This window comes from Lentzea sp. NPDC055074 (assembly GCF_053608005.1).
The window spans coordinates 60906-84124 of the sequence record NZ_JBSGUQ010000012.1; the positions used below are offsets into that span (position 1 = coordinate 60906).

The following is a 23219-nucleotide window of genomic DNA, read 5'->3' on the forward strand; positions in this document are numbered from 1 at the left end:
CGCAAGGCGACTCGCCATCAAAGCAAGGCGCCCCCTCCGCTGGAACAGGAACAGTCCGCACGCAACAGCACCACGCGACAGCCCCACAGCCCCCCAAACAAACCCAAAGGGCCGCCCCTCCACAATGGAGAGACGGCCCAAGAGTTCAAACAGAAGCTCAGTTACCAGCAAGCTTCTTGGCGTTGGCCTCGACGTCGTCCAACCCGCCGCAGGAGAAGAACGCCTGCTCCGGGAAGTGGTCGAACTCGCCCTTGCAGACCCGGTCGAAAGCCTCGACCGTCTCCTTGATCGGAACGAACGACCCCTTCTGACCGGTGAACTTCTCCGCGACGAAGAAGTTCTGGCCGAGGAAGCGCTCGAGACGACGCGCGCGACCGACGAGGACCTTGTCCTCCTCGGAGAGCTCGTCCATACCGAGGATGGCGATGATGTCCTGCAGCTCCTTGTACTTCTGCAGGATCCTCTTCACCTCCTGCGCGACCCGGTAGTGCTCCTCGCCGACGATCGACGGCTCGAGGATTCGAGACGACGACGACAGCGGGTCGACGGCCGGGTAGATGCCCTTCTGGGAGATCGGACGGGAAAGCTCCGTCGTCGCGTCCAGGTGGGCGAAGGTGGTCGCCGGGGCGGGGTCGGTGTAGTCGTCAGCGGGCACGTAGATGGCCTGCAGCGACGTGATCGACCTACCGCGCGTCGAGGTGATGCGCTCCTGGAGCTCACCCATCTCGTCGGCCAGCGTGGGCTGGTAACCCACGGCGGAAGGCATGCGGCCCAGCAGGGTCGACACCTCGGAACCGGCCTGGGTGAAGCGGAAGATGTTGTCGATGAAGAGCAGCACGTCCTGGTTCTGCACGTCGCGGAAGTACTCCGCCATCGTGAGAGCGGACAGCGCGACGCGCATACGCGTGCCGGGCGGCTCGTCCATCTGACCGAAGACGAGAGCGGTGTCCGGGAGAACACCCATCTCTTCCATCTCGAGGTGGAGGTCGGTGCCCTCACGGGTGCGCTCGCCGACGCCGGCGAACACGGAGGTACCGGAGAACTCGCGGGCAATACGCGTGATCATCTCCTGGATGAGCACGGTCTTGCCGACACCCGCACCGCCGAACAGGCCGATCTTGCCACCCTTGACGTACGGGGTGAGCAGGTCGATGACCTTGACGCCGGTCTCGAGGATTTCGGTCTTGCCCTCGAGCTGGTCGAACGACGGAGCCTTGCGGTGGATGCCCCACTGCTCGCCGTCGCGGCCGAGGCCGGGCACGTCGAGGCAGTCACCGAGGGCGTTGAACACGTGGCCCTTGACGACGTCACCGACGGGCACCGAGATGGCCTTGCCGGTGTCGGTCACGGGCGCGCCGCGGACCAGACCGTCGGTCGGCTGCATCGAGATGGTGCGGACGAGGTTGTCGCCGAGGTGCTGCGCGACCTCGAGGGTCAGCGTCTTGGCGACGGCCTCGAACGTGATCTCCACGTTCAGGGCGTTGAACAGCTCGGGCACGGCGTCGCGCGGGAACTCCACGTCGACGACCGCACCGATCACCCGGACCACACGGCCGGTGCGGGTGGTGGTGGCAGTAGCACTCATGTCACTCATCACTTCCTGCGCCACCGGTAAGCGCGGCAGCGCCACCGACGATCTCGCTGATCTCCTGGGTGATCTGGGCCTGACGGGCCGAGTTCGCCGCCCGGCTGAGGTTCCGGACCAGCTCCGTCGCGTTGTCCGTCGCGGCCTTCATGGCCGTACGACGGGCAGCCGACTCCGAAGCCGCCGCCTCGAGCATGGCGGAGAACAGGCGAGTCTTGACGTACTTGGGCAACATCGCGCCCAGCAGCGTCTCCGCACTGGGCTCGAAGTCGTACACCGCACGCGGACCCTTGGGGGTCTCGCCGGTGTACTCGACGTCCATCGGCGCGATCCGCCTGGCGGCCGGCGTCTGGACCAGCATGGACTTGAACTCGGTGTACACGACGTGGATCTCGTCCACGCCCTGCGCGCCGTTCTCCGTGCCCTCCAGGAACGCCTCCACCACCGCGTCACCGGCTTCGACCGCGTTCACGTAGTGCGGGGTCTGCGAGAACCCGCTCCACGCGCCCGTGACCTCGCGGCGGCGGAACTGGTAGTAGCCCTGGCCCTTGCGGCCGGTCACGTACAGCACCGGCTCCTTGCCCTCGGACCGGAGCAGCTGCAGCAGCTGCTCGGCGGCCTTGAGCACGTTGGCGTTGTAACCGCCGCACATGCCCTTGTCGCTCGTGATCACCAGCACCGCGGCGCGCTTCGGGTTCGTGCGCTCCGTCAGCAGCGGGTGGTCGAGGTTCGCCGAGGCCTCGGCCAACGCGGAGAGCACGTTAGTGATCTCTTCCGCGTACGGCCGGGAGGCCGCGACCCTGGTCTGCGCCTTCGCGAGGCGAGACGTCGCGATGAGCTCGTAGGCCTTCGTGATCTTCTTGGTCGAGTTGACCGTTCGGATCCGTTGGCGGAGCTCCCGAATCTGTGCGCCCATGGCTCAGATCACTTCTTGGTCGGCTCGGGCTTGTTGACCTTCACCGATTCCTGGCCGACCTTGTCGGCGTCGAGCGCCTTCTCGGGGGCCTCGTTGACGATGGTCGAGCCATCCGTTGCGGTGAACTGCTTCTTGAACTCGGTCACGGCGTCGGCCACGCGACGCTGGGCGTCGTCACCGAACTGCTTGGTCTCGACGATCGAGGCCAGCAGGTCGGAGTGGTTGCGGCGCAGCGAGTCCTTGAAGTCCGCTACGAAGCGGCGGATGTCCGCGACGGGCACGTCGTCCAGGTGGCCCTTGGTCGCGGCGTAGATCTCGACGACCTGCTCCTCGACGGGGACCGGGGAGTACTGGCCCTGCTTGAGCAGCTCGACCAGACGGGCACCGCGGTCCAGCTGGGCGCGCGACGCGGCGTCGAGGTCGGACGCGAACGCGGAGAAGGCCTCCAGCTCGCGGAACTGCGACAGGTCGAGACGCAGCGAGCCCGCGACCGACTTCATCGCCTTGATCTGCGCGGCACCACCGACGCGGGAGACCGAGATACCCACGTTGACGGCCGGGCGGACACCGGCGTTGAACAGGTCGGACTCGAGGAAGCACTGACCGTCGGTGATCGAGATGACGTTGGTCGGGATGTACGCCGACACGTCGTTCGCCTTGGTCTCGATGATCGGGAGACCCGTCATCGAGCCGCCGCCCATCTCGTCCGACAGCTTCGCGCAACGCTCGAGGAGACGCGAGTGCAAGTAGAAGACGTCGCCGGGGTAGGCCTCGCGGCCCGGCGGGCGACGCAGCAGCAGCGAGATCGCGCGGTACGCCTCGGCCTGCTTGGTCAGGTCGTCGAAGATGATCAGGACGTGCTTGCCCTGGTACATCCAGTGCTGGCCGATGGACGAACCGGTGTACGGCGCGAGCCACTTGAAGCCGGCGGAGTCAGAAGCGGGGGAGGCGACGATCGTCGTGTACTCGAGCGCGCCCGCCTCCTCCAGCGCGGTCTTGACGCCCGCGATGGTGGAGCCCTTCTGGCCGATGGCGACGTACACGCAGCGGACCTGCTGCTTGGGGTCGCCCGACTCCCAGGCCTTCTTCTGGTTGATGATCGTGTCGATGCAGACCGCGGTCTTGCCGGTCTTGCGGTCGCCGATGATCAGCTGGCGCTGGCCGCGGCCGATCGGGGTCATCGCGTCGATGGCCTTGATGCCGGTCTGCATCGGCTCCGACACCGGCTGGCGCTGCAGCACGGAGGCGGCCTGCAGCTCCAGGGCGCGGGTGTCGTCCGCGACGATGTCGCCGAGGCCGTCGATCGGCTCGCCGAGCGGGTTGACGACGCGACCGAGGAAGCCGTCGCCGACCGGCACGGAGAGGACCTTGCCCGTCCGGCGGACTTCCTGGCCCTCTTCGATCTTGTCGTAGTCACCGAGGATGACCGCACCGATGTTGCGGACCTCGAGGTTCAGGGCGACGCCGAGGACGCCACCGGGGAACTCGAGCAGCTCGTTGGTCATCGTGCCCGGAAGGCCCTCGACGATGGCGATGCCGTCGTAGGTCTCGGAGACGGTACCGACCTCTTCCCGGCTGACCTCCGGGGAGTAGCTCGAGACGTACTTCTCGATCGCACTGCGGATCTCGTCCGACGAGATCGTCAGCTCCGCCATGTCGTTCCTGCTCTCACTTCTTCGTTCTTGGGAAAGGGCTCGGGGGCTAGCTGGCGAGATTGCGGCGCAGTGCCGCCAACCGGCCGGCGATGCTTCCGTCGATGATCTCGTCGCCGATCTTGATCGAGAGGCCGCCACCCAGCGAGGGGTCGACCTCCACGTGCAGAGCGATCGGGCGCGAGTAGATCGTGGTCAGCGTCGCGGTCAAGCGGTCGACCTGCTCGGCGGTCAGCTCCACCGCGGACTTCACGTGCGCGACGGAACGCTGACGGCGCTTGGCCGCCAGGTCGGCGAGCTCGGAGAGCCCGTCCGCCACGCGCACTCCGCGGGGGTGGCGCACCAGCTGGTCCACCAGCGTCTTGGTGACCGGGCTGACCTTCCCCTCGATCAGGGAGTCGACCAGCGCGACCTTGCCGGAGGCGTCACCGGCGGGGTCCGCCAGCAACAGCTCGAGCTCGTTCGAACCAGCCACGATGCGGCCGAGCCGGAACAGCTCGTCCTCGGTCGAGTCGAGCTGACCGTCGCGCTCGGCACGCACCAGCAGCGTGGTGCGGGCGAGCGACTCGACACCGTCGACGAGCTCGCGCGGGCTGGACCAGCGCGCGGTCACGACGGCGACCAGGATCTGCAGGGTCGCGTCGCTCACCTTGCCCGAGAACAGGCCACGGGCCAGCTGCTCGCGACCGGCCGCCTCGGACGAGGCGTCGGCGAGCGAGCCGCGCAGCGTCCGCTGCTGGATGAGCAGGCCGAGCACGGCGAAGAGCTCCTCGCCGAGCGTGGCGAGGTCGTCCGTCGACGTGGTGGCGTCGGCCAGCTCCAGCAGCCGCAGTTCCGCGGCTGCCAGAGCTTCACGACTTGCGGCATGCAACGTCATCGGCAGCCTCTACTTGCTCGCGGGCGCCGCGACGGCGTCCAGCTCGTTGAGGAAGCGGTCGACGGTGCCACGGCGACGGGAGTCGTCCTCGAGGGACTCGCCCACGACCTTGCTCGCCAGCTCGACGGCAGTGCGGCCGAGATCGGCGCGCAGCTCCGCGACGATCTGGGCGCGCTGGGCGTCCAGCTGGTGCTGGCCCTGCGCGACGATGCGCGCGGACTCGGCCTGCGCCTGCTCACGCAGCTCCTCGACGATCTGCAGGCCTTCGGCCCGTGCGTCGTCGCGGATGCGCGCGGCCTCGGCGCGAGCCTCGGCCAGCTGCTCCTTGTACTGCTCGAGCGCGCGCTGAGCGTCGGCCTGAGCCTGCTCCGCCTTCTCGATGCCACCCTCGATCTTGGCCGTCCGCTCCGCGTACAGCGCCTCGAAGCGCGGTGACACGAACTTCTTGATGACGAAGAAGAGGAGCAGGAACGCGACGAGACCGAGGATGATCTCCGAGGTGTGCGGAATGACCGGGTTGACCGGACCCTCCGCCGCCAGGATGAGGGTGTCCATCACGGTTTCTCCTAACGCGATCTGGATTCGGTCAGGCAGTCGCGATGAAGTACACGACGAAGCCGATCAGCGCGAGGACCTCGACGATGGCGAAGGTGGTCCACGCGAGACCGAGCAGAACGCCGCGGGCCTCGGGCTGGCGGGCGGTGCCGCTGATGACCGAGGAGAAGATCAGACCCACGCCGATGCCGGGGCCGATGGCCGCGAGACCGTAACCGATGGCCGCGAGACCCGGGTTGATGGAGCCGGCGTCCTGGGCAATCTGGAGAGCGCTCACTGTTGCTGTTCCCTTTCCAACTCGGTCCGCGAGAGTTCGCGGATCGGAGGCTTTGTGCTGTTTCTCAGTGCTCTTCTGCCAGCGCCATGCCGATGTAGCTGGCAGACAGCAGCGCGAAGATGTAGGCCTGCAGGCACATGATCAGTGCCTCCAGGAAGGTCAGCGCGATGGCGAAGGCGAAGGACACCGGCGCCACGATGACGGTGATCCCGCCATTGAGCAGCAGGAACTCACCGGCCAGGGTGAAGACCAGCAGCAGGAGGTGACCCGCGAACATGGCAGCGAAAACTCGGATCGCCAGCGTGAGCGGGTTCAGGATGAACTTCTGGAAGAACTCGATCGGGATCAGCAGCGGGAGCACGAACCACGGTGCGCCCGGCGGAACCGTCTGGTGCTTCAAGTAACCCACGAAACCGTGCCGCTTGAACCCGACGAAGTGGTACACCGGGTAAACGACGAACAACGAAACGGCGAGCGGGAAGCCGATGTGGGACATCGTGGGGAACTGCACGAGCGGGATGAGCCCGAACAGGTTGTTCACCAGGATGAAGGTGAAGATCGTGAGGATCAGCGGGACGAAGGGCTTGAAGTCCTTCGCACCGATCTGCTCCCGGGCGATGTTGTTGCGCCCGAAGTCGTAAAGCGACTCGGCGGCGAACTGGAACTTGCCGGGAACGACCTTCAGGTTGCGGGTGGCCGCAATGAAGAAGGCGCCGATGATCAAGATCGACAGCACCAGCAGGACCATCGGCTTCGTGACCGAGCCGAAGATCGGCGGGAGGAAGAAGTCCTTCACACCGGGAGCGACGAACTCACTCCCCGAAGCCAGCAACTTGGTCACTGTGTTCCTTCCGGTTCTCCCGGCCGGCGTTCACTCCGCCGGGGGAATCGTCACGATCTGGACTTAACGTACCTTACGGTTCGCAAGCGACTACCAGAGGCACCCCTGCTATCGGGTGTCCCTGGTCACGCGGACCATATCAGCAGGTCTAGGCGCCTTCGGAGGCGGGGACCACCATCTGACTACGGCTCCGCTTGGAGGCTCTGGCCTCCAGGAACGACGTCACGAGCACCGTCGCCACCAGGGTGATTCCCAGCGCCTTGGGTTCGAGCCACGACTGGTTGCGCAGCAGGATCACGGCGAGTAGCAGCACGATCAACTTGCCCATGAATCCGCCGAGTGCGGCGACCATCACGAACATCGGATCGAGTGCCGCGGTCTTGCGCATCAAGAACAGCGTGCCAAGGCTCGAACCGATGGCGATGGCACCACCGATCAATGATCCGAAGAGACCAGCGGTCCCCCAGATCACAGTTGACACGACGACGCCGAGGACAAACGTGCCGAGTGCGGCCCACGCGGCCTCTCGGAACATTTCCCCGGCGAGTCGCTGGACGGTCAGCTCGTGCGTGACGGCCTTGTCCGCGTCGCTCATGTCCCGAAGTGTAGGAACTCGCACGACCGGCTCTGCAGGCAGCCCTCGTTAACGGCGGTTAAGCGGCCCCAAACAAGATGGCCTGTTTCGTCAGGACTTTCGCGCGTCCCGCAGCCTGGGAATGACCGAGACCACGAACGTCACGATCAATCCGATGACGAAGCACGTGGCCACGATGATGGGGTCGAACAGCGTGAGCGCCACGGCACCGAACGCCAGCACACCGGCCCACAAGTAGATGAGCAGCACGGCGCGGCGTTGTGAGTGCCCGATCTCCAGCAGCCGGTGGTGCAGGTGCATCTTGTCCGGGGAGAACGGGCTCTCGCCGCGTCTGGTGCGGCGGATGATCGCCATCAGCAGGTCGAGCAGCGGCACGAACAGCACCGCGGCGACCACGATCAGCGGCGAGAGCAGACCGAGCAGGTCGGCGGCGCTGCCGGTGGCCTGGTTGATCTTGCCGGACGCGCTGGTAGTGGCGGCGGCGAGCATGAGGCCGATGAGCATGGAGCCCGAGTCGCCCATGAAGATGCGCGCGGGGTTGAAGTTGTGCGGCAGGAACCCGAGGCACGCACCGGCCAGCACGGCGGCGATCAGCGCCGGCGGGTAGGCCTCGACGGCGCCCTGCCGTTCGACGAGCAGGCCGATCGAGAACGCGGCCGTCGCGGCGGCGGCGATGAGGCCGATGCCGGCGGCGAGCCCGTCGAGGCCGTCGACGAAGTTCATCGCGTTGATCATCGTGACCGCGAGCAGCACGGTCAGGAGCGCGCCCTGGTTCTGGTCGAGCGAGATGGTCGCGCCGCCGTCCCACGGCACCCACGCGATCATCCACTGCAGACCGAACAACACGAGGATGCCCGCCGCGGTGACCTGGCCCGCGAGCTTGGTGAGCGAGTCGAGCTCGAACCTGTCGTCGATCGCGCCCACGAGCACGATGACGCCGCCCGCGACGATGACGCCCCACGGGTCGTTGGAGAAGTCGAACGCCGCCCGCAGCACCGGCAACTGGTGCGCCACGAACATGCCGGCGAGCACACCGCCGTAGATGGCGACACCACCCATGCGCGGCATCGGCTGCACGTGCACGTCTCGTTGCCGCGGGTAGGCCACCGCCCCGAGCCGGAAAGCCATGGCGCGCACCAGGCCCACGAGCAGGAACGTCACCACGGCAGCGATCAACGCGACGAGCAGGTACTCGCGCACGGGAAGGACGAACGAGGATGCGGGCCCCACGGGCCTACCAATCAATCGGGGGTGTTCGGGGTGCTCACCACGGTACTCGCGGCGACCATGATCAATTGTGGCAGCCGCGCACTACCGCGCGACCTCGACCTCGATGCCGAGAACCTCGTTGACGTCTTCCTTGGTGACCGCACCTTCGCGCAGGATCAGCGCGTCGGGCCCGGTGAGGTCGACGATGGTCGAGGCGACGTTCTCGCCGCTCAGCCCGCCGTCGAGGTACACGGGCACCGCGTCCCCGAGCTGGTCACGAGCCTCCTGCGCACTGGCCGCGGGAGCATGCCCGGTCCTGTTCGCACTCGACACGGCCATCGGCCCGACGTCGCGAAGCAGTTCCAGCGCAACCGGATGCAACGGCATGCGCAACATGACGGTTCCGCGCGTCTGCCCCAGATCCCACGCGAGACTCGGCGCGTGCGGCAGCACGATGCTCAACCCACCGGGCCAGAAGGCCTCGATGAGGGCCCGCGCCTGCCGGGGCACGCTGAGAACCAGCCCGTCGATGGTGGTCCAGGACCCGACGAGCACGGGCACGGGCATGTCGGGCCCGCGTCCCTTGGCGTCGAGAAGACTCCGGACGGCTTCAGCGTCGAACGCGTCGCAGCCGATCCCGTAGACGGTGTCGGTGGGCAGGACGACGAGGCGTCCGCTCCGCACCGCACCGGCGGCGGCGGCAAGTCCCGCCGCCCGGTTGCCAGGTTCGCTGCAGTCGTAGACCGTGCTCACCTCGGTGAGCCTAGCCAGCCTTCCCGACCGGGTGACGCAAGGCCCGCTCTCCCACCGCCGCAGACCCGCGTCCACGTTCTCACTTGACGCACCCGCAGGCCCTCCGACCAGGCAAGGTTTCAGCTCAAACGGGTTAAGTAGTTCAACGCATCCCCCAAACGGACGCGCAACTGTAAGGTCATGGGTCGACCACAGAGCGCAATGGGGGAGGTCGAGCTTCGATGTCTGAAGAAGTGGTGACGAGCGGCAAGGTCGGCGGTTTCGCCGACAAGGCGTCCGGGGGCGCTTGGGACAGCATCTTCAGCGGCGGCCTGAACGCCATCATGGACGCCGGCAAGGCGGTCGCGGTCGCCGTCGAGACCCAGCAACTCTCCGTCGACCCGCAGCTGGTCGACGCGATGATCAAGAAGCTCACCGCGATGCAGGACGAGGTCGAGAAGATCCTGCGCAAGCGGGCCAACCTCAGCCTTCAGATGAAGCTCGGAGGCGGGTACGCCGAGAACATCGCCAAGTCCAACACGGACTTCGGCACTGCTGCGATCAAGCAGATCGAGGACGTCGCGCGGGCGATCGAGTCGCTGAAGACGCAGATCGACAAGAGCCGCGCGTCCTACGAGAACGTGGACCAGGCAGCTTCCGACTCGCTCGAGAAAATCAACGGGAAGTCATGAAACGCATCCTCATCGCCACCCTGATCGGACTCGCCGCGCTCACCGCGGGCTGCACCGGCACGAAGGGCGAGGCCACTCCGGCGCCCACCACAGGGGGCAGCACGCCGACGAGCAACGGCAACGCGTCGTCCGGTCTGAAGTCGCTCAAGCCCTGCGACCTGCTGACCGATTCCGAAGCATCCGGATTCGGCTTCAAGCTCCCCGGCGAGGAGTCCAAGGTCGGCGCCTCGAACACGTGCGACTGGACCATCCCCGGAGGGGGCGGCCTGAACGCGGGCATCTTCGCCGACACGAGCGTGAGGGACCTGAACATCCAGGGCGACAAGGTCTCCGACGTCAAGGTCGGCCGGTTCACGGCGACCAAGGCGGAGGCTCAGGACGGCTCCAAGGACACGTGTGCCGTCGTGATCGCCGCCAGTGACACGTCGTCCGTCGCGGTCATCGGGACCGTGAAGGTCGCGTCCGGCGACACCGCGGCCGCGTGCGAACGCGCGTCGAAAGCCGCCGACCTGATCGCAGCGAAGCTGCCGTAACAACGCCCGAGGGGGGAATCTCATGGCGCCCGTCAAGGCCGCTGTTCCGACGCCGAACGACAACTACCCAGGCCAGCAGCACGAACACATGAAGGGCCTGGTCACCCAGAACTACGCCCCTGACACCGCGAGCGCGACCGCCGATGTGTGGAGGGCGTTCGGCACCACGTTCAAGGAACTGGCGACCGACTTCGACATCCTGGTCAACGGTTCGCAGAGCGCGTGGACGGGACGGGCGGCGGACGGTGTCCGGCAGGCACTGACCAAGATCGGCACGTTCGCGGACCAGACCGGCGAAGGCTTCACGCGCACCTCGGACGCCATCGAGCAGCAACGAGATGCGGCCGTGCAGGCGAATCGCAGCATGCCCGAGCCGGTCAAGTTCAGCCCCATGGACACGCTCAAGAAGTTCGCGGTCCCGGCGGTCATCTTCCCGCCGGCCATGGTCGGCGCGCCCTTCGAGATGATGGCGCAGCACAGCGCGCAGCAAGAGGCCAAGGCCGAAGCCGTCCAGGTCATGCAGACGCGGGACAGCACGATGATGGCCGCCGCGATGTCCATGCCCGCCATGGAGTCCACCCCGCAGGTCACGCAGGACCAGGGCGTCACGCAGACGAGCAGCACCACGCACTCGCAGAGCCTGAGCAACTCCAGCACGTTCACGCCGCGGTCCACCAACACGGGCATGCCGGGCATCCCGTCGCCGAACCTCGGCAACAACACGACGAACCCCTCGTGGGTGGCTCCGGGCCTCACCAACCCCGGCAACCCGCCGAACACCCCGCCCGGTGGCCCGATTCGGCCGCCCGTCGGCCCTCCCGGCACGCTGCCGCCGGGGATGCTCCCTCCCGGCATGCGACCGCCCGGTGGCGGCCAGACCGGCAGGCCCGGCGGTGGCGGTCCCGGCGGACCCGGTGGCGGACGCGGCGGTCCCGGCGGTGGTGGTCCAGGCGGTGGCGGTGCGGGTGGCCGCGGCATGGGCCCCGGCGGCATGGCCGGCGTGGGCGGTTCGGGTCGTGGCATGGGCAGCTTCGGGCCCGCCACGCCTGGCGGTAGCGCGGGTGTTGCCGGAGGTCCTGGTGGTGGCGTCGCCGCTGGTGCGGGTGCCGCCGGTCGCGGGGCCGCCGGTGCTGCCGGTGGCATGGGCGCCGGGGGTGGCGCCGGTGCCGGCAAGGGTGGCGAGGAGGACAAGGAGCACAAGTCCAACTACCTCGTGCCGTCCGACGAGTTCTTCGACGACGATCGCATGGTCGCGCCGCCGGTGATCGGCGGATGAGGCAGATCGCGCAGCTCTCCCTGCCCGCGTTCGAGGTCCTCTGGGAGGGCCTGCGGGCGGGGAGCGTCCCGTACCCCTTCGAGGTCGGCCAGCACGGCGAGACGCTCGACGAGCGCGCCCGCATCAAGGCGGCCGTGCACGCCGACCTCGAACGTCGCGAGCTGGTCCGGCGCGGACGACCGGAGCCGGACCTCGAGGACGCGTTGAACCTGTTGGCGCGCCCCGATCTCCGCGTCGTCGCACTCTGCATCCCGGACATGAACCAGCAGAAGCTGGTGCGCGCCAGCGTGGTGGCACGCGGCGGTTACGCGGTGCTGGTGACTCAAGAGGACACCGGCATCACGTTGAACCTGTTGCAGCCCAACGAGATCGCCACCAGTCTCGCCAACGCCATGCCCTTGGGCAGGCCCGGCCCGGGCAAGCTCGTCACCGTGCCGGCCCAGGCGTTCGAAGCCCAGCCACAGCAAGAGGGCTTCCGGCAGGCGGTCCGCACGATGGAGAACGACGACGTCCGCCTCGCCAAGCAGATGCTGACCGGGCCCGCCATCGGCAACGGCCACTTCCTCGTGCAGAAGGGACAGGGCCGCACCAAACGGGACTTCCCGCCGGTCACCTGGATCGACACGCGCCAGGGCCGCTACTCCAACGTCGAGACCCGCAAGGGCTGGTACACGATCAGCCCCGCCGACAACACGGGCCTCGCCCGGCATCTCGGTCAGATCCTTGCGATGACGAGCGAACGATGAACCCGAGAAGATGATCGCGGGCCTGGGCGAAGTACGACGAACTGGAGAACGAGGGCCGGACTTTCTCGCGGCAGCAAGGGTCGTTGGACGAATGACCACTGTCAGGCCGCCGTTATAGCCGAAGAAGCTCCTGCTCGCGGCCGTCAGCATCGCCGTGCCGACGGCCACGGGTGTCCTGAGCGGCACCGCGAAGCTGGGACTCGTCATCCCATGCCTGCCGTCGCGCTCTTCGTCGCCGGCTTCTTCCCCGCGAGCATCGGCGGGCACTCCCTCTGGCTCACCGCGTTCGGCGAGACCGTGCACTGCTGCGTCGACAGCGTCGAGCGGCACAAGAGCACACGGGGTTCCGGCTCGTTCAGCGCACACCTGCGCTGCGGCGACAGGGAACTGGCCCTGTCCCCGACGCAGTCGGGGAAAGTCGAGCAGGTCGGCACCGAACTGGACGTCGTCGCCGACAGGACGGGCTTATTCAGCAGAGCGGAAGTAGGCGCACACGCGGTCACGCGCGAGGCGGCGGTTCCTCGAGCGCGTGACCGCGTGCCCTCCCCACCGCGAACATACGACCATTCGGCCTCAAGGTGACTAAACGTCGCGTTATTGGCCAGGTTTTGTCCACTTCACGTGGCGGTCACCACTCGGCAACACGCCCGCAATGCGGACAATTGCCCCCCTTTCGGCGCATTGACAATTGGCAATTCCACGACCTGCACCCAATTCTGATCAGGAACGACTATCGTGCCAGCAGAACGACCAATTGAGTGTTGTTCGTTTGTCTCATCATGCCCCTGACCAGCACAAACACAGAGTGCTCGATTCAATGACAGAAAGTAGACAGGACGATGTCAACTCCCGCGCCGACGAAGGGAAAGGATTCTCCCCGGTTGCGCGACGACACGACCCGCTTCCTCTGCGGAGCCGCTCACCGCGACGAGGAGTTCGCGGATTCCGCCATTCGCGAGTACCTCGTGGAGGCCACTCGGTCGATTCCTCGTTCGCCCGGCGTCAACTCCGGCGCGGTGTTGCGGGAGGCGGTGGCGGCGCGCACGCGGCGGAAGGTTCGCGACGCGGTGTTGCTGGTGCTGGCGGTGGTGACGCTGTTCGCCGCGAGCGGGACGCTGCTCGTCGGCTGGCTGGTGGTCGCCTCGATCGCGGCGCTCGGGACCGGGGCGCGGATGGCGTTCACTCGTCCGCGGCGGGTCGTGCGGCGCGGGCCGGCCGTGCTCGGCTCGATCGCCAGCGCGATCGCGCTCTTCTTCGTGCTGTTCAAGTTCATCGAAGAGCTCGACGCCAGCAGCAGCTACTCCAGCAGGTACTGCAGGCCCAGGTACGAGGACTGCGTGGAGGACAGCAGCGGCGCCGGGGTCGCGATCTTGATCATCGCGATCGTGCTGATCTTCGCGGTGCTGTTCGCCGACCGGGTCGTGACCTGGTTGCTGGTGACGAAGAGCTTCCGGCGCGCCGGGTTCCGCACCAGCCGGGGCGAGCGGGAGCTGTGGCGCAACGAATGGGCGTTCAGGGGGCTTGGGCACTCGAGCTACGCCGCAGCGCTCGGGCTGTACCCGATCGAGGAGAACGACGAGCCTGAGGATCCGGGCGAGGCGCAGGTGATCGTCTACCACGGTTACCGCCCGTTCGTCGGCTCCGGCACGATGTTCGAACCGTGGTCCATGGCGCTGCCCCTCAAGCCCGCCGAGGAGAAGACCGGCGCGCCGCTGCCCGGGTTCGCCCTTCCGGAACTCTACGAACGCATCACGGCCGAGCTGGTCAAGACCGGTCGTTCGCCGTCGCTCTCACCGGCGCACCGGCTGCGCGGCTTGAAGACCGGCGACCGGGTCGTCATCTCCTCGGTCGAGCTGATCGACCACATCGACGACGACGAAGCCCGGATCGTGTTGCCCGACAAGGACCATTCACCCGAGGAAGCGGTCGCCCGGTCCGTTGTGGACGATCTGATCGCCAGGCCGATGGAGTGGATGCGCTACTTCCGCTCGTTCCAGGTCGAGACGTGGGACCGCGACGTGGTCGTCTCGGCGTACCTGACGTTCGGGCTCGACGACGAGATGCTCTACGTCGAGTGGACCCCCTGCATCCTGCACCCGATCCACGCCGAGCACCGGAAGATCGACGTGCTGCCGGAGCAGTCGCTGCGCCCGTTCGTCGACGCGATCGTGGACCTGCTGAGGTTCCCCGCCTCCATCCCGAAGCGGTTCGCGACGGCGGTCGGCTGGATGACCCCCATCCCCCAGGCGGAAGGCACCTACGTCGCGGAACGCTACGGCGCCAGCAACAGCCTCCGCGAGCTCGCGAGCAGGAGCGAGGTCGACAACTACTTCCAGCTCACCGACGTCGAGCGCTACATCAAGGTGCTGGAGTCACGGCTGCTGCGCACGCTCGGCGAGTTCCTGGAGAGCAAGGGCATCTCGGTCACCGAGTTCATGGAACAGGCCATGCAGGTGACGAGCAACAACGTGCACATCACCGGCCCGGTGATCTCCAGCAACATCGGCACGTCCGGCAAGGCACGCACGGGGAAGACGAGCGTCAAGGGAAGCTCATGAACGAACGCAACTTCGAGATCCAGGGACCGGTCATCGGCAGCAACGTCGGCACCAGCGGGCGCGCCAGGACCGGGGACGTCCACATCGGACACATCAAGGACGTGAGCTCCGTGCTGCGGCTGCTCGACGAGCTGCGCGAGGACCTGAACGTGGCCCAGGCCGCCACGTCCACGATCGAGGTGGTGGACGACCTCCGCGCCGAAGCCCGCAAACCCCAGCCCAGCAAGGACGTCGCGGAACACCTGATGGACAAGCTGGCCGACCGCGGCCTCGGCGAGCAGATGAAGGACCTGTCGAAGGCCTTCGACGCGCTGTTCTAGGAGCTCAGCCGACCTTGCGGGCGGTCGCGAACCGCGGCCGTCCCGCCAGGTCCAGATGATCGACGGCGTCCGTGAGCGACCGGCGCGCGGCCAGCAGCGCCGGCACGGACTCCCCCTGCGTGTCGTCGTGCTCGATGCCGACGGACCCACCGGGCTTCAGCCACCGCGCCGCCGCCCACACGACGTGCCGGATCACGTCCAGCCCGTCCTCGCCCGAGAACACCGCGTGGTGCGGATCGTGCTCGCCGACCTCGGGCTGCACCGGGGTTCCCTCTGGCACGTAAGGCGGATTGCACACCACGAGATCCACCTGGCCGTCCAGGTCGGACAGCAGCGACGGGTCGGTGGCGTCACCGAAGTGCAGCCGGATCGGCGTGTCCCCGGCGGCCACCCGCGCGTCGGCGTTGCGGCGCGTCCACGACAGCGCCTGCGGATCGATCTCCACCGCGTGCACCACCGCGTCGGGCCGGGCGGCCGCGATCGACAACGCCAGCGCGCCCGTTCCCGTGCAGAGGTCCACGACCACCGGCGAGGACACCCCCGCCAGCGCCTTCAGGCCCCACTCCATCAGCAGCTCGGTCTCGGGCCGCGGCACGAACACCCCGGGCCCGACCTCGACGGAGATGGCGCCCATCGGCGCCCAGCCGAGGATGTGCTGCAACGGGATCCGCGAGGCGCGGACGCGGACCAGCTTGTGCAGCTGGTCGATCACGGACGGATCGACCAGCGGGATGAGCGGCAGCCGCCCGCGCTCGACGCCGAGCACGTGCGCGGCCAGGTACTCCGCGTCGACGCGCGGACTGTCCACGCCCGCCTCGGCGAGGATCTTGGCCGCCTCGGAGACGGCGAGGCGGAGCGGCTGCCGGTTCATCATCGAAGACATCGGAAAGAAGCTATCTCAGAAGTTGATCATGTGCCCGGCCAGGCCGTGCACCGCTTCCTTGACCGCCTCGGACAGCGTCGGGTGCGCGTGGACGTTGCGCGCGACCTCGTGGACCGTGAGATCCCACTGCTGCGCCAGCGTGAGCTCGGGCAGGAGCTCGGTCGCCTCGGGGCCGATGATGTGGCCGCCGAGCAGCTCGCCGTGCTTGCCGTCGCTGATCAGCTTCACGAAGCCGCCGGGCTCCGCGAGACCGTGGGCCTTGCCGTTCGCCGTGAACGGGAACTTCGCGACCTGGACGTCGTAGCCCTTCTCGCGCGCCTGCTTCTCCGTGTAGCCGAACGAGGCGATCTGCGGCTGGCAGAACGTCGCCCGCGGGATCATCACGTAGTCGAGCTCCATGGTCTCGGCGCCCGCGATGGTCTCCGAGGCGATGATGCCCATGGACTCGGCGGTGTGCGCGAGCATCAGCTTCGCCGTGACGTCGCCGATCGCGAAGATGTGCGGCACGGACGTGCGGCCGCGGCCGTCGATGTCGATCGCACCGCGGTCGGTGAGCTTCACGCCGGTGTTCTCGAGGCCGTAGCCCTCGACGCGCGGCACGAAACCGATGGCCTGCATGACCTTGTCGGTCTCGATGACCTCTTCGGCGCCGTTCTTCGAGACGGTGACGCGGACCTTCGGGCCCGACTCGTCGATCGACTCGACGCGCGTGCCGACGCGCACGTCGACGCCCAGCTTCTTGTAGCGCTTGAGCAGCTCGGCGGACACCTCTTCGTCCTCGAGCGGCACCATCCGGTCGAGGAACTCGACGATGGTCACCTTCACGCCGTAGTTGTGCATGACGTAGGCGAACTCGACGCCGATCGCGCCCGCGCCGGCGATGACGATCGACTCGGGCAGGTCCTCGGTCATGATCTGCTCTTCGTACGTCACGACGCGGTCGGACTTCTGCGTGTTCGGCAGCATCCGGGTCGTGGCGCCCACGGCGATGATCGCGTGGCCGAAGGTGATGGTCTCGTCCCCGACCGTCAGCGTGTGGTCGTCGGTGAAGTTGGCCCACCCGTTGTACTCGGTGATGCCGTTCTTCTTCATCAGGAAGTGCACGCCCTTGACGCGCCCGTCCGCGACCTTGCGGCTGCGCTGCCACGCCGCGCTGTAGTCGAAGCTGACGGTGCCGTCGACCTTGATGCCGAACGTCTTCTGCTCGTGCGTGAAGATGTGCGCCAGCTCAGCGTTGCGAAGGAGTGCCTTCGACGGGATGCAGCCCACGTTAAGGCAGACACCGCCCCAGTACTTCTCCTCCACGATGGCGGTCTTCAGCCCGAGCTGAGCCGCACGGATCGCGGCGACGTAGCCGCCCGGACCCGCACCCACGACGACGACATCAAAGTGTGCGCTCATAAGCACACAACCTAGCTCCCGAGCTGCTCCCGCAAGAACTCAACCGTCCGTTTCCAGGCGTTCGCGCGCGCGTGCGCGGTGGCCTGCGGCGTACCACCACCCGAGAAGGTGACACCGGGCCCCGGATAGGTCACGTCGGTGGCCGGCCGGTGCGGCGGGCCCGCGATCAGGTGTCCTGCCTCGGGATACACGACGTGCTCGTGCGGGAACGGGTGCTCGTGGTCCTTCAGCCGCCGCATCGCGACGTCGCTGAGCTCGGTGCTGGGCCATCCGTCGTCCTGTCCGGACGAGATGAGCAACACACCCCCGGCGATCCGTTCGACGGCGATCTCGGTGTCCTCGGGGATGCCGTCCTCGGTGCTGAACGCGAGCTTCAACGGCACCGGTTCGCCGTTGACCATCCTGGACCGCAGCTCGTCGCCGATCTCGTAGGGCAGGTACGGCAGCGGCTCGCCCTTGAGCGTCCACGACGCGGCCTCGTACGAGAGCTTCTGCAGCAGGTTGCCGCCGGGGCCGATGCCCTGAGTGACCACACCGCTGCCGACCACGCTCACGACCGCACTGACCTGGGGGAACGTGGCGCCGATCAGCAGCGCCAGCTCACCGCCGCGCGACCCGCCGACGACGCCGATCTCCCCTGCGCGATCACTCAGGTAGTCGATGGCCTTGCCGAAGTACTCCAGTGGCACGTCGACGAGGTGCTCGGGCAGGCCCTTGAGGCCGAAGTAGCCGAGGGCGAACGTGACGAACCCGTGCGCGGCCAGCAGCGCCGCGTCGGTCTCGTGGAGACCGCCCTCGGACCCGCTGAGCACGATGACGCCCGGCAGCTCGCCTCCGTCGTCCTCAGGGGCGAAGAGGGTGCCCACCAGTCCGTGCTCTCGGACTTCGAGCCGTTCGACGCCCTCGGGGACCTTCTGCCGCTCGAGCACGCGGTCTCCCACGCCCTCCACGGAGATCACCGTGGGGCCGGCCTTGCCGCCCGTGCGTTCCAACGACCAGAAGAGGCCCATCGGATCGACGCCGCGATAGCTGCCATCGGTCGGTGCGTGCCTCGTCAGATCGACGACACCACGGTCGTCGGCGTCGAACTCGGCATGAGAGGAACGATCACCCGTGGAGAGCTGCACGGTGATCGACTGCCCGGGTTTCAGCCCGGCGACGACCACGTCGACCGGGTGGTCGAGGGGCGCTGTCTGCGGATTCACCAGGATCTCGGCCACAACGCGCCCCTCTCACGTCGGATTACCCGCCTGCGAGCCGTTCTGCCCGGTCGGCGGCGGCCAGTGCGTCGACCACCGCGTCCAGGTCACCGTCGAGGACCTGGTCCAGGTTATGCGCTTTGTACCCAACCCGGTGGTCGGAGATGCGTGATTCGGGGAAGTTGTAGGTCCGGACCCGCTCGCTGCGGTCGACCGTGCGGATCTGCGTGCGCCGCGCGTCCGACTGCTCCTGCGCCTTCTGCTCCTCGGCGAGGGCGATCAGGCGGCTCTGCAGCACCTGCATGGCGCGGGCCTTGTTCTGGAGCTGGCTGCGCTCGTTCTGGCAGGACGTGACGATGCCGGTCGGCAGGTGCGTGATGCGGACCGCGGAGTCGGTGGTGTTGACCGACTGGCCGCCCTTGCCCGAGCTGCGGTAGACGTCGATCCGCAGGTCCTTCTCGTCGATCTCGACGGCGGCGGTCTCCTCGGTCTCGGGGAAGACGAGGACACCGGCGGCGGACGTGTGGATGCGCCCCTGCGACTCGGTGACGGGCACGCGCTGCACGCGGTGCACGCCGCCCTCCCACTTCAGCCGGCTCCACACCCCGTCCGGCACGGCGCTCTTGGTCTTGATGGAGACCGTGACGTCCTTGAACCCGCCGAGGTCGGAGTCGGTGCCGTCGAGCATCTCGACCTTCCAGCCCTGACGCTCCGCGTACCGCGTGTACATGCGCAGCAGGTCACCGGCGAACAGCGCGGACTCCTCGCCACCCTCGCCGGACTTGATCTCCAGCAGCACGTCGTCGCCGTCGTGCGGGTCGCGCGGCAGCAGCAGTTCGGTGAGCTTCTCCTCCAGCCTGGGGAGCTGCCCCTCGATCTGGTCGACCTCCTCCTGGAACGACCGGTCCTCGGCCGCGAGCTCCTTGGCCGCCTCGAGGTCGTTCTTCACCTGCTCGATCTCCCTGGCCGTCTTCACGATCGGGCCGAGCGCGGCGTACCGCTTGCCGAGCTTGCGCGCTCCCACCTGGTCAGCGTGCACGGAGGGGTCGGCGAGCTTCTTCTCCAGCTCGTCGTACTCGGCGAGCAAGCTGTCCAGCGACTGCGACACGTCTCCTGCTTTCGTTCGGGATTCCCTGGAAACGGCGACGGCGCCCTCCCCGGCCTCGTGAGGCCGGGTCAGGCGCCGTGAAAGCAGCTACTTGTTGCGCTTGCCGTAACGCGCCTCGAAGCGCGCCACGCGACCGCCGGTGTCCAGGATGCGCTGCTTGCCCGTGTAGAACGGGTGGCAGTTGGAGCACATCTCGACGCGAACCTCGGACGCCGAGGTGGTGCTGCGCGTGGTGAACGCGTTGCCGCAGCTACAGGTCACTTCGGTGACGGTGTACTCGGGGTGGATGCCAGTCTTCAAGATCTTGTCCCTTTCAAGGATGGCCGCCGGGTCCCAGTTGGTGAACGGGTGAACCGGAGCCGGACTCGACCATTTAGTTTGCCAGACCGTTCAACACGTGCAAAAACGTGGTTGTTCCCCTGGGGTGGTCGTGGCTTACGTCACAGCCACTTAACCTCCCTGGTACGCCGTTCGGCGCAAGGTGTGGCCGTTCGGCCAGATGCGGCTCTGTGTTGTTGGTGGGTGTCCATCAGACTGTGTCGCGTGTTTTGCACCTCTGAGCGGCCGATGGACCAGCGCGTGTGGCTGGTCCTGCCGTTCGCGTTCGCCGCTGCGGTGTTCGGGCTGATGGGGGCCGTTGGGCTGCTCACCGGGGCTTGGGCGACCGTGCCGTTGTCGTCCGTTGTCTCCGGGGCCGGGGTGGCTGTGGCCGCCGCTGTGTCCGGCGGGGTCCGGTGGCGGCGGGCCTGGATGCGCAGGATTCGGTGGTTCTACCTGGGCGCGGTGCTGGTGCTCGGGGTGCTGGTCGGGGCGGTGGAGGTTCCCGCTCTGGCCGCGACCTTGGTGGGGATGCCGGTGCTGGTGGGGCTGGTGTTCCAGTTGTTGGTGCAGAGCGACGAGAGCCGGCAGACCGCTGGGTGTCGGTGACGACCTCCACGTCCGGCCGCGTGGGTGCGGTTGGTTCGGCATTCGAGTGACAGGACATGAAAAAGCCCCCGCTGACCTGCAGCGGGGGCTTTTTCACGTGAAACTCACGCGGGTCAGTCCTGCTCGGCACCCGGCGTCGTCTTCGCCACCTGCATCAGGAACTCGATGTTGGTGCGGGACTTGCGCAGCCGGTCCAGCAGGAGGTCGATCGCCTGCTGGCCGTCGAGGGCGTGGAGCACTCGGCGGAGCTTGTGCGTGACGGCCATCTCGTCCGGCGAGAGCAGGAGCTCTTCCTTGCGGGTGCCGGAGCTGTCGACGTCGACGGCCGGGAAGGTGCGCTTGTCGGCGATCTTGCGGTCGAGCTTGAGCTCGGCGTTGCCGGTGCCCTTGAACTCTTCGAAGATCACCGAGTCACCGGCGGAGCCGGTCTCGACCAGGGCCGTCGCGATGACGGTGAGCGAGCCGCCGCCCTCGATGTTGCGGGCCGCACCCAGGAAGCGCTTCGGCGGGTACAGCGCCGTCGAGTCGACACCACCGGACAGGATTCGGCCGGAGGCCGGGGCTGCCAGGTTGTAGGCACGGCCCAGACGCGTGATCGAGTCGAGCAGCACGACGACGTCGTGGCCCATCTCGACCAGGCGCTTGGCGCGCTCGATCGCCAGCTCGGAGATCGTGGTGTGGTCCGACGGTGGACGGTCGAAGGTCGAGGCGATGACCTCGCCCTTCACCGAGCGCTGCATGTCGGTGACCTCTTCCGGACGCTCGTCCACCAGGACGACCATCAGGTGGCACTCGGGGTTGTTCGTCGTGATCGCGTTCGCGATCGACTGCAGCACCGAGGTCTTGCCGGCCTTCGGCGGCGACACGATCAGGGCGCGCTGGCCCTTGCCGATCGGCATCACCAGGTCGATGACACGGGTGGTGAGGATGTGCGGCTCGGTCTCCAGGCGCAGACGCTCGTTCGGGTAGAGCGGCGTCAGCTTGGTGAAGTCCGGGCGGTTGCGCGCCTCTTCCGGGTCCAGGCCGTTGATCTTGTCGACGCGGACCAGCGGGTTGAACTTCTGGCGCTGCTGCTCACCGTCGCGCGGCTGGCGGACGGCACCGGTGAGGGCGTCGCCACGGCGCAGGCCGTACTTGCGGACGAGCGAGAGCGAGACGTAGACGTCGTTCGAGCCGGCGAGGTAGCCGGAGGTGCGGACGAACGCGTAGTTCTCCAGCACGTCCAGGATGCCCGCGACCGGGAGCAGGACGTCGTCGTCGCGCACCTCGGTCTCACGGTCGACACGACCGCCGCCACCCTGCTCGTCGCCACGGCCACCGCGCCTGCGGCGGTCGCGGAAGCGGCCACGACGACCACCGTCGTCGTCACCGTCGGGCTGGCCGCCACCCTGGCGGTCTCCGCCGCGGTCACCGCGGTCGGAGCGCTCGCCGCGATCGCGGTTGCGGTCACGGCCGCCCCGCTCGTTGCGGTCGCCGCGCTCACCACGGTCGGAACGCTCACCACGGTCGGAACGCTCACCACGGTCCGAACGCTCGGAGCGCTCACCGCGGTCCTGGCGCTCGCCGCGGTCGGAACGCTCACCACGGTCGGAACGCTCGGCGCGTTCGCCCCGCTCAGGACGCTCGGAACGCTGCTGCTGCTCCTGCTGCGGCTGGCCCTCGCCCTCGGCGTTGCCGCCGCCACGGCCGGAGCGGCGGCGACGGTTTCCGCGGCGCCCCCCGTCCTCGGACGAGCGGGAGTCGTCGGACGCGGCGGGCTCGGCGGCGGGCTTCTCCGCTACCTCGAGCTGCTGCTGAACAGGCTTCTCGACGGTCTTCTCGACCTTCGCGGCGGGCTTCTCGGCGGGCGCCTCGGCCTTCGCGGCGACCTTGTCGGCCTTCGCGGCCTTCTCGGCCTTCGCCGGGGCTCCGGAGCCCTGCTTCTCCTTGATGGCCGCGATCAGGTCGCCCTTGCGCAGGCCTGCGGTTCCGGTGATGCCCATTTGGCCGGCGAGCTCGCGCAGTTCAGCGAGCACCATGCCGGACAGACCCGCGCGGCGGCGCGGCGTCGTGCCGTTCGATGGGGTGGACAGAGCGTTCTCCTCGGCTCCAGAACCAGCGGCAGCTGCGACTTCGCTGCTCAGCAAATCGGTGTTGGTCACACATGTCCTTCCTGACCAGGCCCCGCCTCCTACGCGGCCCAGCGGACCCGCCTTCCCACTTCAGCGGGGAACGGCGGTCAAGTCCGATGAAGACGGAAGCACGACGGCTTCCCTCGAGCACGGGACTTTTCTCAGATCACGGCGATCGGGTGCCTTTTCGCGTCCGCCCCGCCCGCACGGCACAGAGCCGGAACAC

At 67.8% G+C, this 23219-nt stretch carries 24 protein-coding genes; 8 read left to right on the forward strand and 16 right to left on the reverse strand.

From position 1 onward, the window contains the following. Positions 1-157: 157 nt before the first annotated feature. From atpD to ACWF7A_RS25835, 10 genes are all read right to left on the reverse strand, one after another. Positions 158-1594, reverse strand: coding sequence for a F0F1 ATP synthase subunit beta (gene atpD, locus ACWF7A_RS25790; RefSeq protein ID WP_452253062.1), 1437 nt, complete (start codon positions 1592-1594; stop codon positions 158-160). Continuing rightward, positions 1587-2501, reverse strand: coding sequence for a F0F1 ATP synthase subunit gamma (locus ACWF7A_RS25795; RefSeq protein ID WP_452253063.1), 915 nt, complete (start codon positions 2499-2501; stop codon positions 1587-1589). Before ACWF7A_RS25795 ends, atpD begins: the two co-directional genes overlap by 8 nt. 8 nt (positions 2502-2509) lie before the next feature. Further along, positions 2510-4156, reverse strand: coding sequence for a F0F1 ATP synthase subunit alpha (gene atpA, locus ACWF7A_RS25800; protein ID WP_452253064.1), 1647 nt, complete (start codon positions 4154-4156; stop codon positions 2510-2512). 46 nt (positions 4157-4202) lie between these two features. Then, positions 4203-5036, reverse strand: a complete 834-nt coding sequence (locus tag ACWF7A_RS25805; RefSeq protein ID WP_452253230.1) for a F0F1 ATP synthase subunit delta — start codon at positions 5034-5036, stop codon at positions 4203-4205. A 3-nt stretch (positions 5037-5039) separates the two neighbouring features. Further along, the gene (locus ACWF7A_RS25810) at positions 5040-5585 is read right to left on the reverse strand and encodes a F0F1 ATP synthase subunit B (RefSeq protein WP_452253065.1); all 546 of its coding nucleotides are present in this window, start codon (positions 5583-5585) and stop codon (positions 5040-5042) included. 31 nt (positions 5586-5616) lie between these two features. Next, complete coding sequence (locus ACWF7A_RS25815; RefSeq protein ID WP_089921586.1) at positions 5617-5862, reverse strand: ATP synthase subunit c family protein; 246 nt, start codon at positions 5860-5862, stop codon at positions 5617-5619. 64 nt (positions 5863-5926) lie between these two features. Continuing rightward, positions 5927-6691 (reverse strand): F0F1 ATP synthase subunit A, encoded by a 765-nt coding sequence (gene atpB / locus ACWF7A_RS25820; protein ID WP_452253231.1) that lies wholly within the window; start codon positions 6689-6691, stop codon positions 5927-5929. Between the two features lie 160 nt (positions 6692-6851). Then, positions 6852-7298 (reverse strand): hypothetical protein, encoded by a 447-nt coding sequence (locus tag ACWF7A_RS25825; protein WP_452253066.1) that lies wholly within the window; start codon positions 7296-7298, stop codon positions 6852-6854. A gap of 90 nt (positions 7299-7388) precedes the next feature. Beyond that, a complete protein-coding gene (locus ACWF7A_RS25830; protein ID WP_452253067.1) occupies positions 7389-8528 on the reverse strand; it encodes a glycosyltransferase family 4 protein in 1140 nt (379 codons plus the stop codon). A gap of 81 nt (positions 8529-8609) precedes the next feature. Next, on the reverse strand, positions 8610-9260 hold the full coding sequence (locus ACWF7A_RS25835) for an L-threonylcarbamoyladenylate synthase (protein ID WP_452253068.1): 651 nt from the start codon (positions 9258-9260) through the stop codon (positions 8610-8612). A 221-nt stretch (positions 9261-9481) separates the two neighbouring features. Between ACWF7A_RS25835 and ACWF7A_RS25840 the strand changes: the two genes are divergently transcribed. The 7 genes from ACWF7A_RS25840 to ACWF7A_RS25870 all read left to right on the forward strand — a co-directional run bounded on the left by ACWF7A_RS25840 (position 9482) and on the right by ACWF7A_RS25870 (position 15364). Next, the gene (locus ACWF7A_RS25840) at positions 9482-9931 is read left to right on the forward strand and encodes a hypothetical protein (RefSeq protein WP_452253069.1); all 450 of its coding nucleotides are present in this window, start codon (positions 9482-9484) and stop codon (positions 9929-9931) included. Continuing rightward, complete coding sequence (locus tag ACWF7A_RS25845; RefSeq protein ID WP_452253070.1) at positions 9928-10464, forward strand: DUF3558 domain-containing protein; 537 nt, start codon at positions 9928-9930, stop codon at positions 10462-10464. The genes ACWF7A_RS25840 and ACWF7A_RS25845 overlap by 4 nt, the downstream gene beginning before the upstream one ends. Positions 10465-10486: 22 nt before the next feature. Beyond that, positions 10487-11740 carry a hypothetical protein gene (locus tag ACWF7A_RS25850; protein ID WP_452253071.1) on the forward strand — a complete coding sequence of 418 codons (1254 nt, stop codon included), beginning with the start codon at positions 10487-10489 and terminating at the stop codon, positions 11738-11740. Then, positions 11737-12486: an ESX secretion-associated protein EspG gene (locus tag ACWF7A_RS25855; RefSeq protein ID WP_452253072.1), complete on the forward strand. Its 750-nt coding sequence runs from the start codon at positions 11737-11739 to the stop codon at positions 12484-12486. The genes ACWF7A_RS25850 and ACWF7A_RS25855 overlap by 4 nt, the downstream gene beginning before the upstream one ends. A 210-nt stretch (positions 12487-12696) precedes the next feature. Beyond that, positions 12697-13068, forward strand: a complete 372-nt coding sequence (locus ACWF7A_RS25860) for a hypothetical protein (protein ID WP_452253073.1) — start codon at positions 12697-12699, stop codon at positions 13066-13068. Positions 13069-13367: 299 nt separating this feature from the next. Further along, positions 13368-15044 (forward strand): hypothetical protein, encoded by a 1677-nt coding sequence (locus ACWF7A_RS25865; protein WP_452253074.1) that lies wholly within the window; start codon positions 13368-13370, stop codon positions 15042-15044. Beyond that, positions 15041-15364, forward strand: a complete 324-nt coding sequence (locus ACWF7A_RS25870) for a hypothetical protein (RefSeq protein ID WP_452253075.1) — start codon at positions 15041-15043, stop codon at positions 15362-15364. The genes ACWF7A_RS25865 and ACWF7A_RS25870 overlap by 4 nt, the downstream gene beginning before the upstream one ends. A gap of 4 nt (positions 15365-15368) precedes the next feature. On the opposite strand, the gene prmC is transcribed toward ACWF7A_RS25870, so the two are convergent. The 5 genes from prmC to rpmE all read right to left on the reverse strand — a co-directional run bounded on the left by prmC (position 15369) and on the right by rpmE (position 20255). Next, positions 15369-16235: a peptide chain release factor N(5)-glutamine methyltransferase gene (gene prmC, locus ACWF7A_RS25875; RefSeq protein WP_452253232.1), complete on the reverse strand. Its 867-nt coding sequence runs from the start codon at positions 16233-16235 to the stop codon at positions 15369-15371. 27 nt (positions 16236-16262) lie between these two features. Beyond that, positions 16263-17648 (reverse strand): dihydrolipoyl dehydrogenase, encoded by a 1386-nt coding sequence (lpdA, locus tag ACWF7A_RS25880; RefSeq protein ID WP_452253076.1) that lies wholly within the window; start codon positions 17646-17648, stop codon positions 16263-16265. Positions 17649-17659: 11 nt separating this feature from the next. Then, complete coding sequence (locus ACWF7A_RS25885) at positions 17660-18868, reverse strand: acyl-CoA thioester hydrolase/BAAT C-terminal domain-containing protein (protein ID WP_452253077.1); 1209 nt, start codon at positions 18866-18868, stop codon at positions 17660-17662. A gap of 22 nt (positions 18869-18890) precedes the next feature. After that, positions 18891-19955, reverse strand: coding sequence for a peptide chain release factor 1 (gene prfA / locus ACWF7A_RS25890; protein WP_452253078.1), 1065 nt, complete (start codon positions 19953-19955; stop codon positions 18891-18893). An 87-nt stretch (positions 19956-20042) separates the two neighbouring features. Continuing rightward, positions 20043-20255 (reverse strand): 50S ribosomal protein L31, encoded by a 213-nt coding sequence (gene rpmE, locus ACWF7A_RS25895; protein WP_086664588.1) that lies wholly within the window; start codon positions 20253-20255, stop codon positions 20043-20045. Positions 20256-20522: 267 nt separating this feature from the next. Here rpmE and ACWF7A_RS25900 point away from each other — a divergent pair, with 267 nt between their 5' ends. Further along, positions 20523-20882, forward strand: a complete 360-nt coding sequence (locus ACWF7A_RS25900; RefSeq protein WP_452253079.1) for a hypothetical protein — start codon at positions 20523-20525, stop codon at positions 20880-20882. A 113-nt stretch (positions 20883-20995) separates the two neighbouring features. On the opposite strand, the gene rho is transcribed toward ACWF7A_RS25900, so the two are convergent. After that, the gene (gene rho, locus ACWF7A_RS25905) at positions 20996-23023 is read right to left on the reverse strand and encodes a transcription termination factor Rho (protein WP_452253080.1); all 2028 of its coding nucleotides are present in this window, start codon (positions 23021-23023) and stop codon (positions 20996-20998) included. Between the last annotated feature and the right edge of the window lie 196 nt (positions 23024-23219).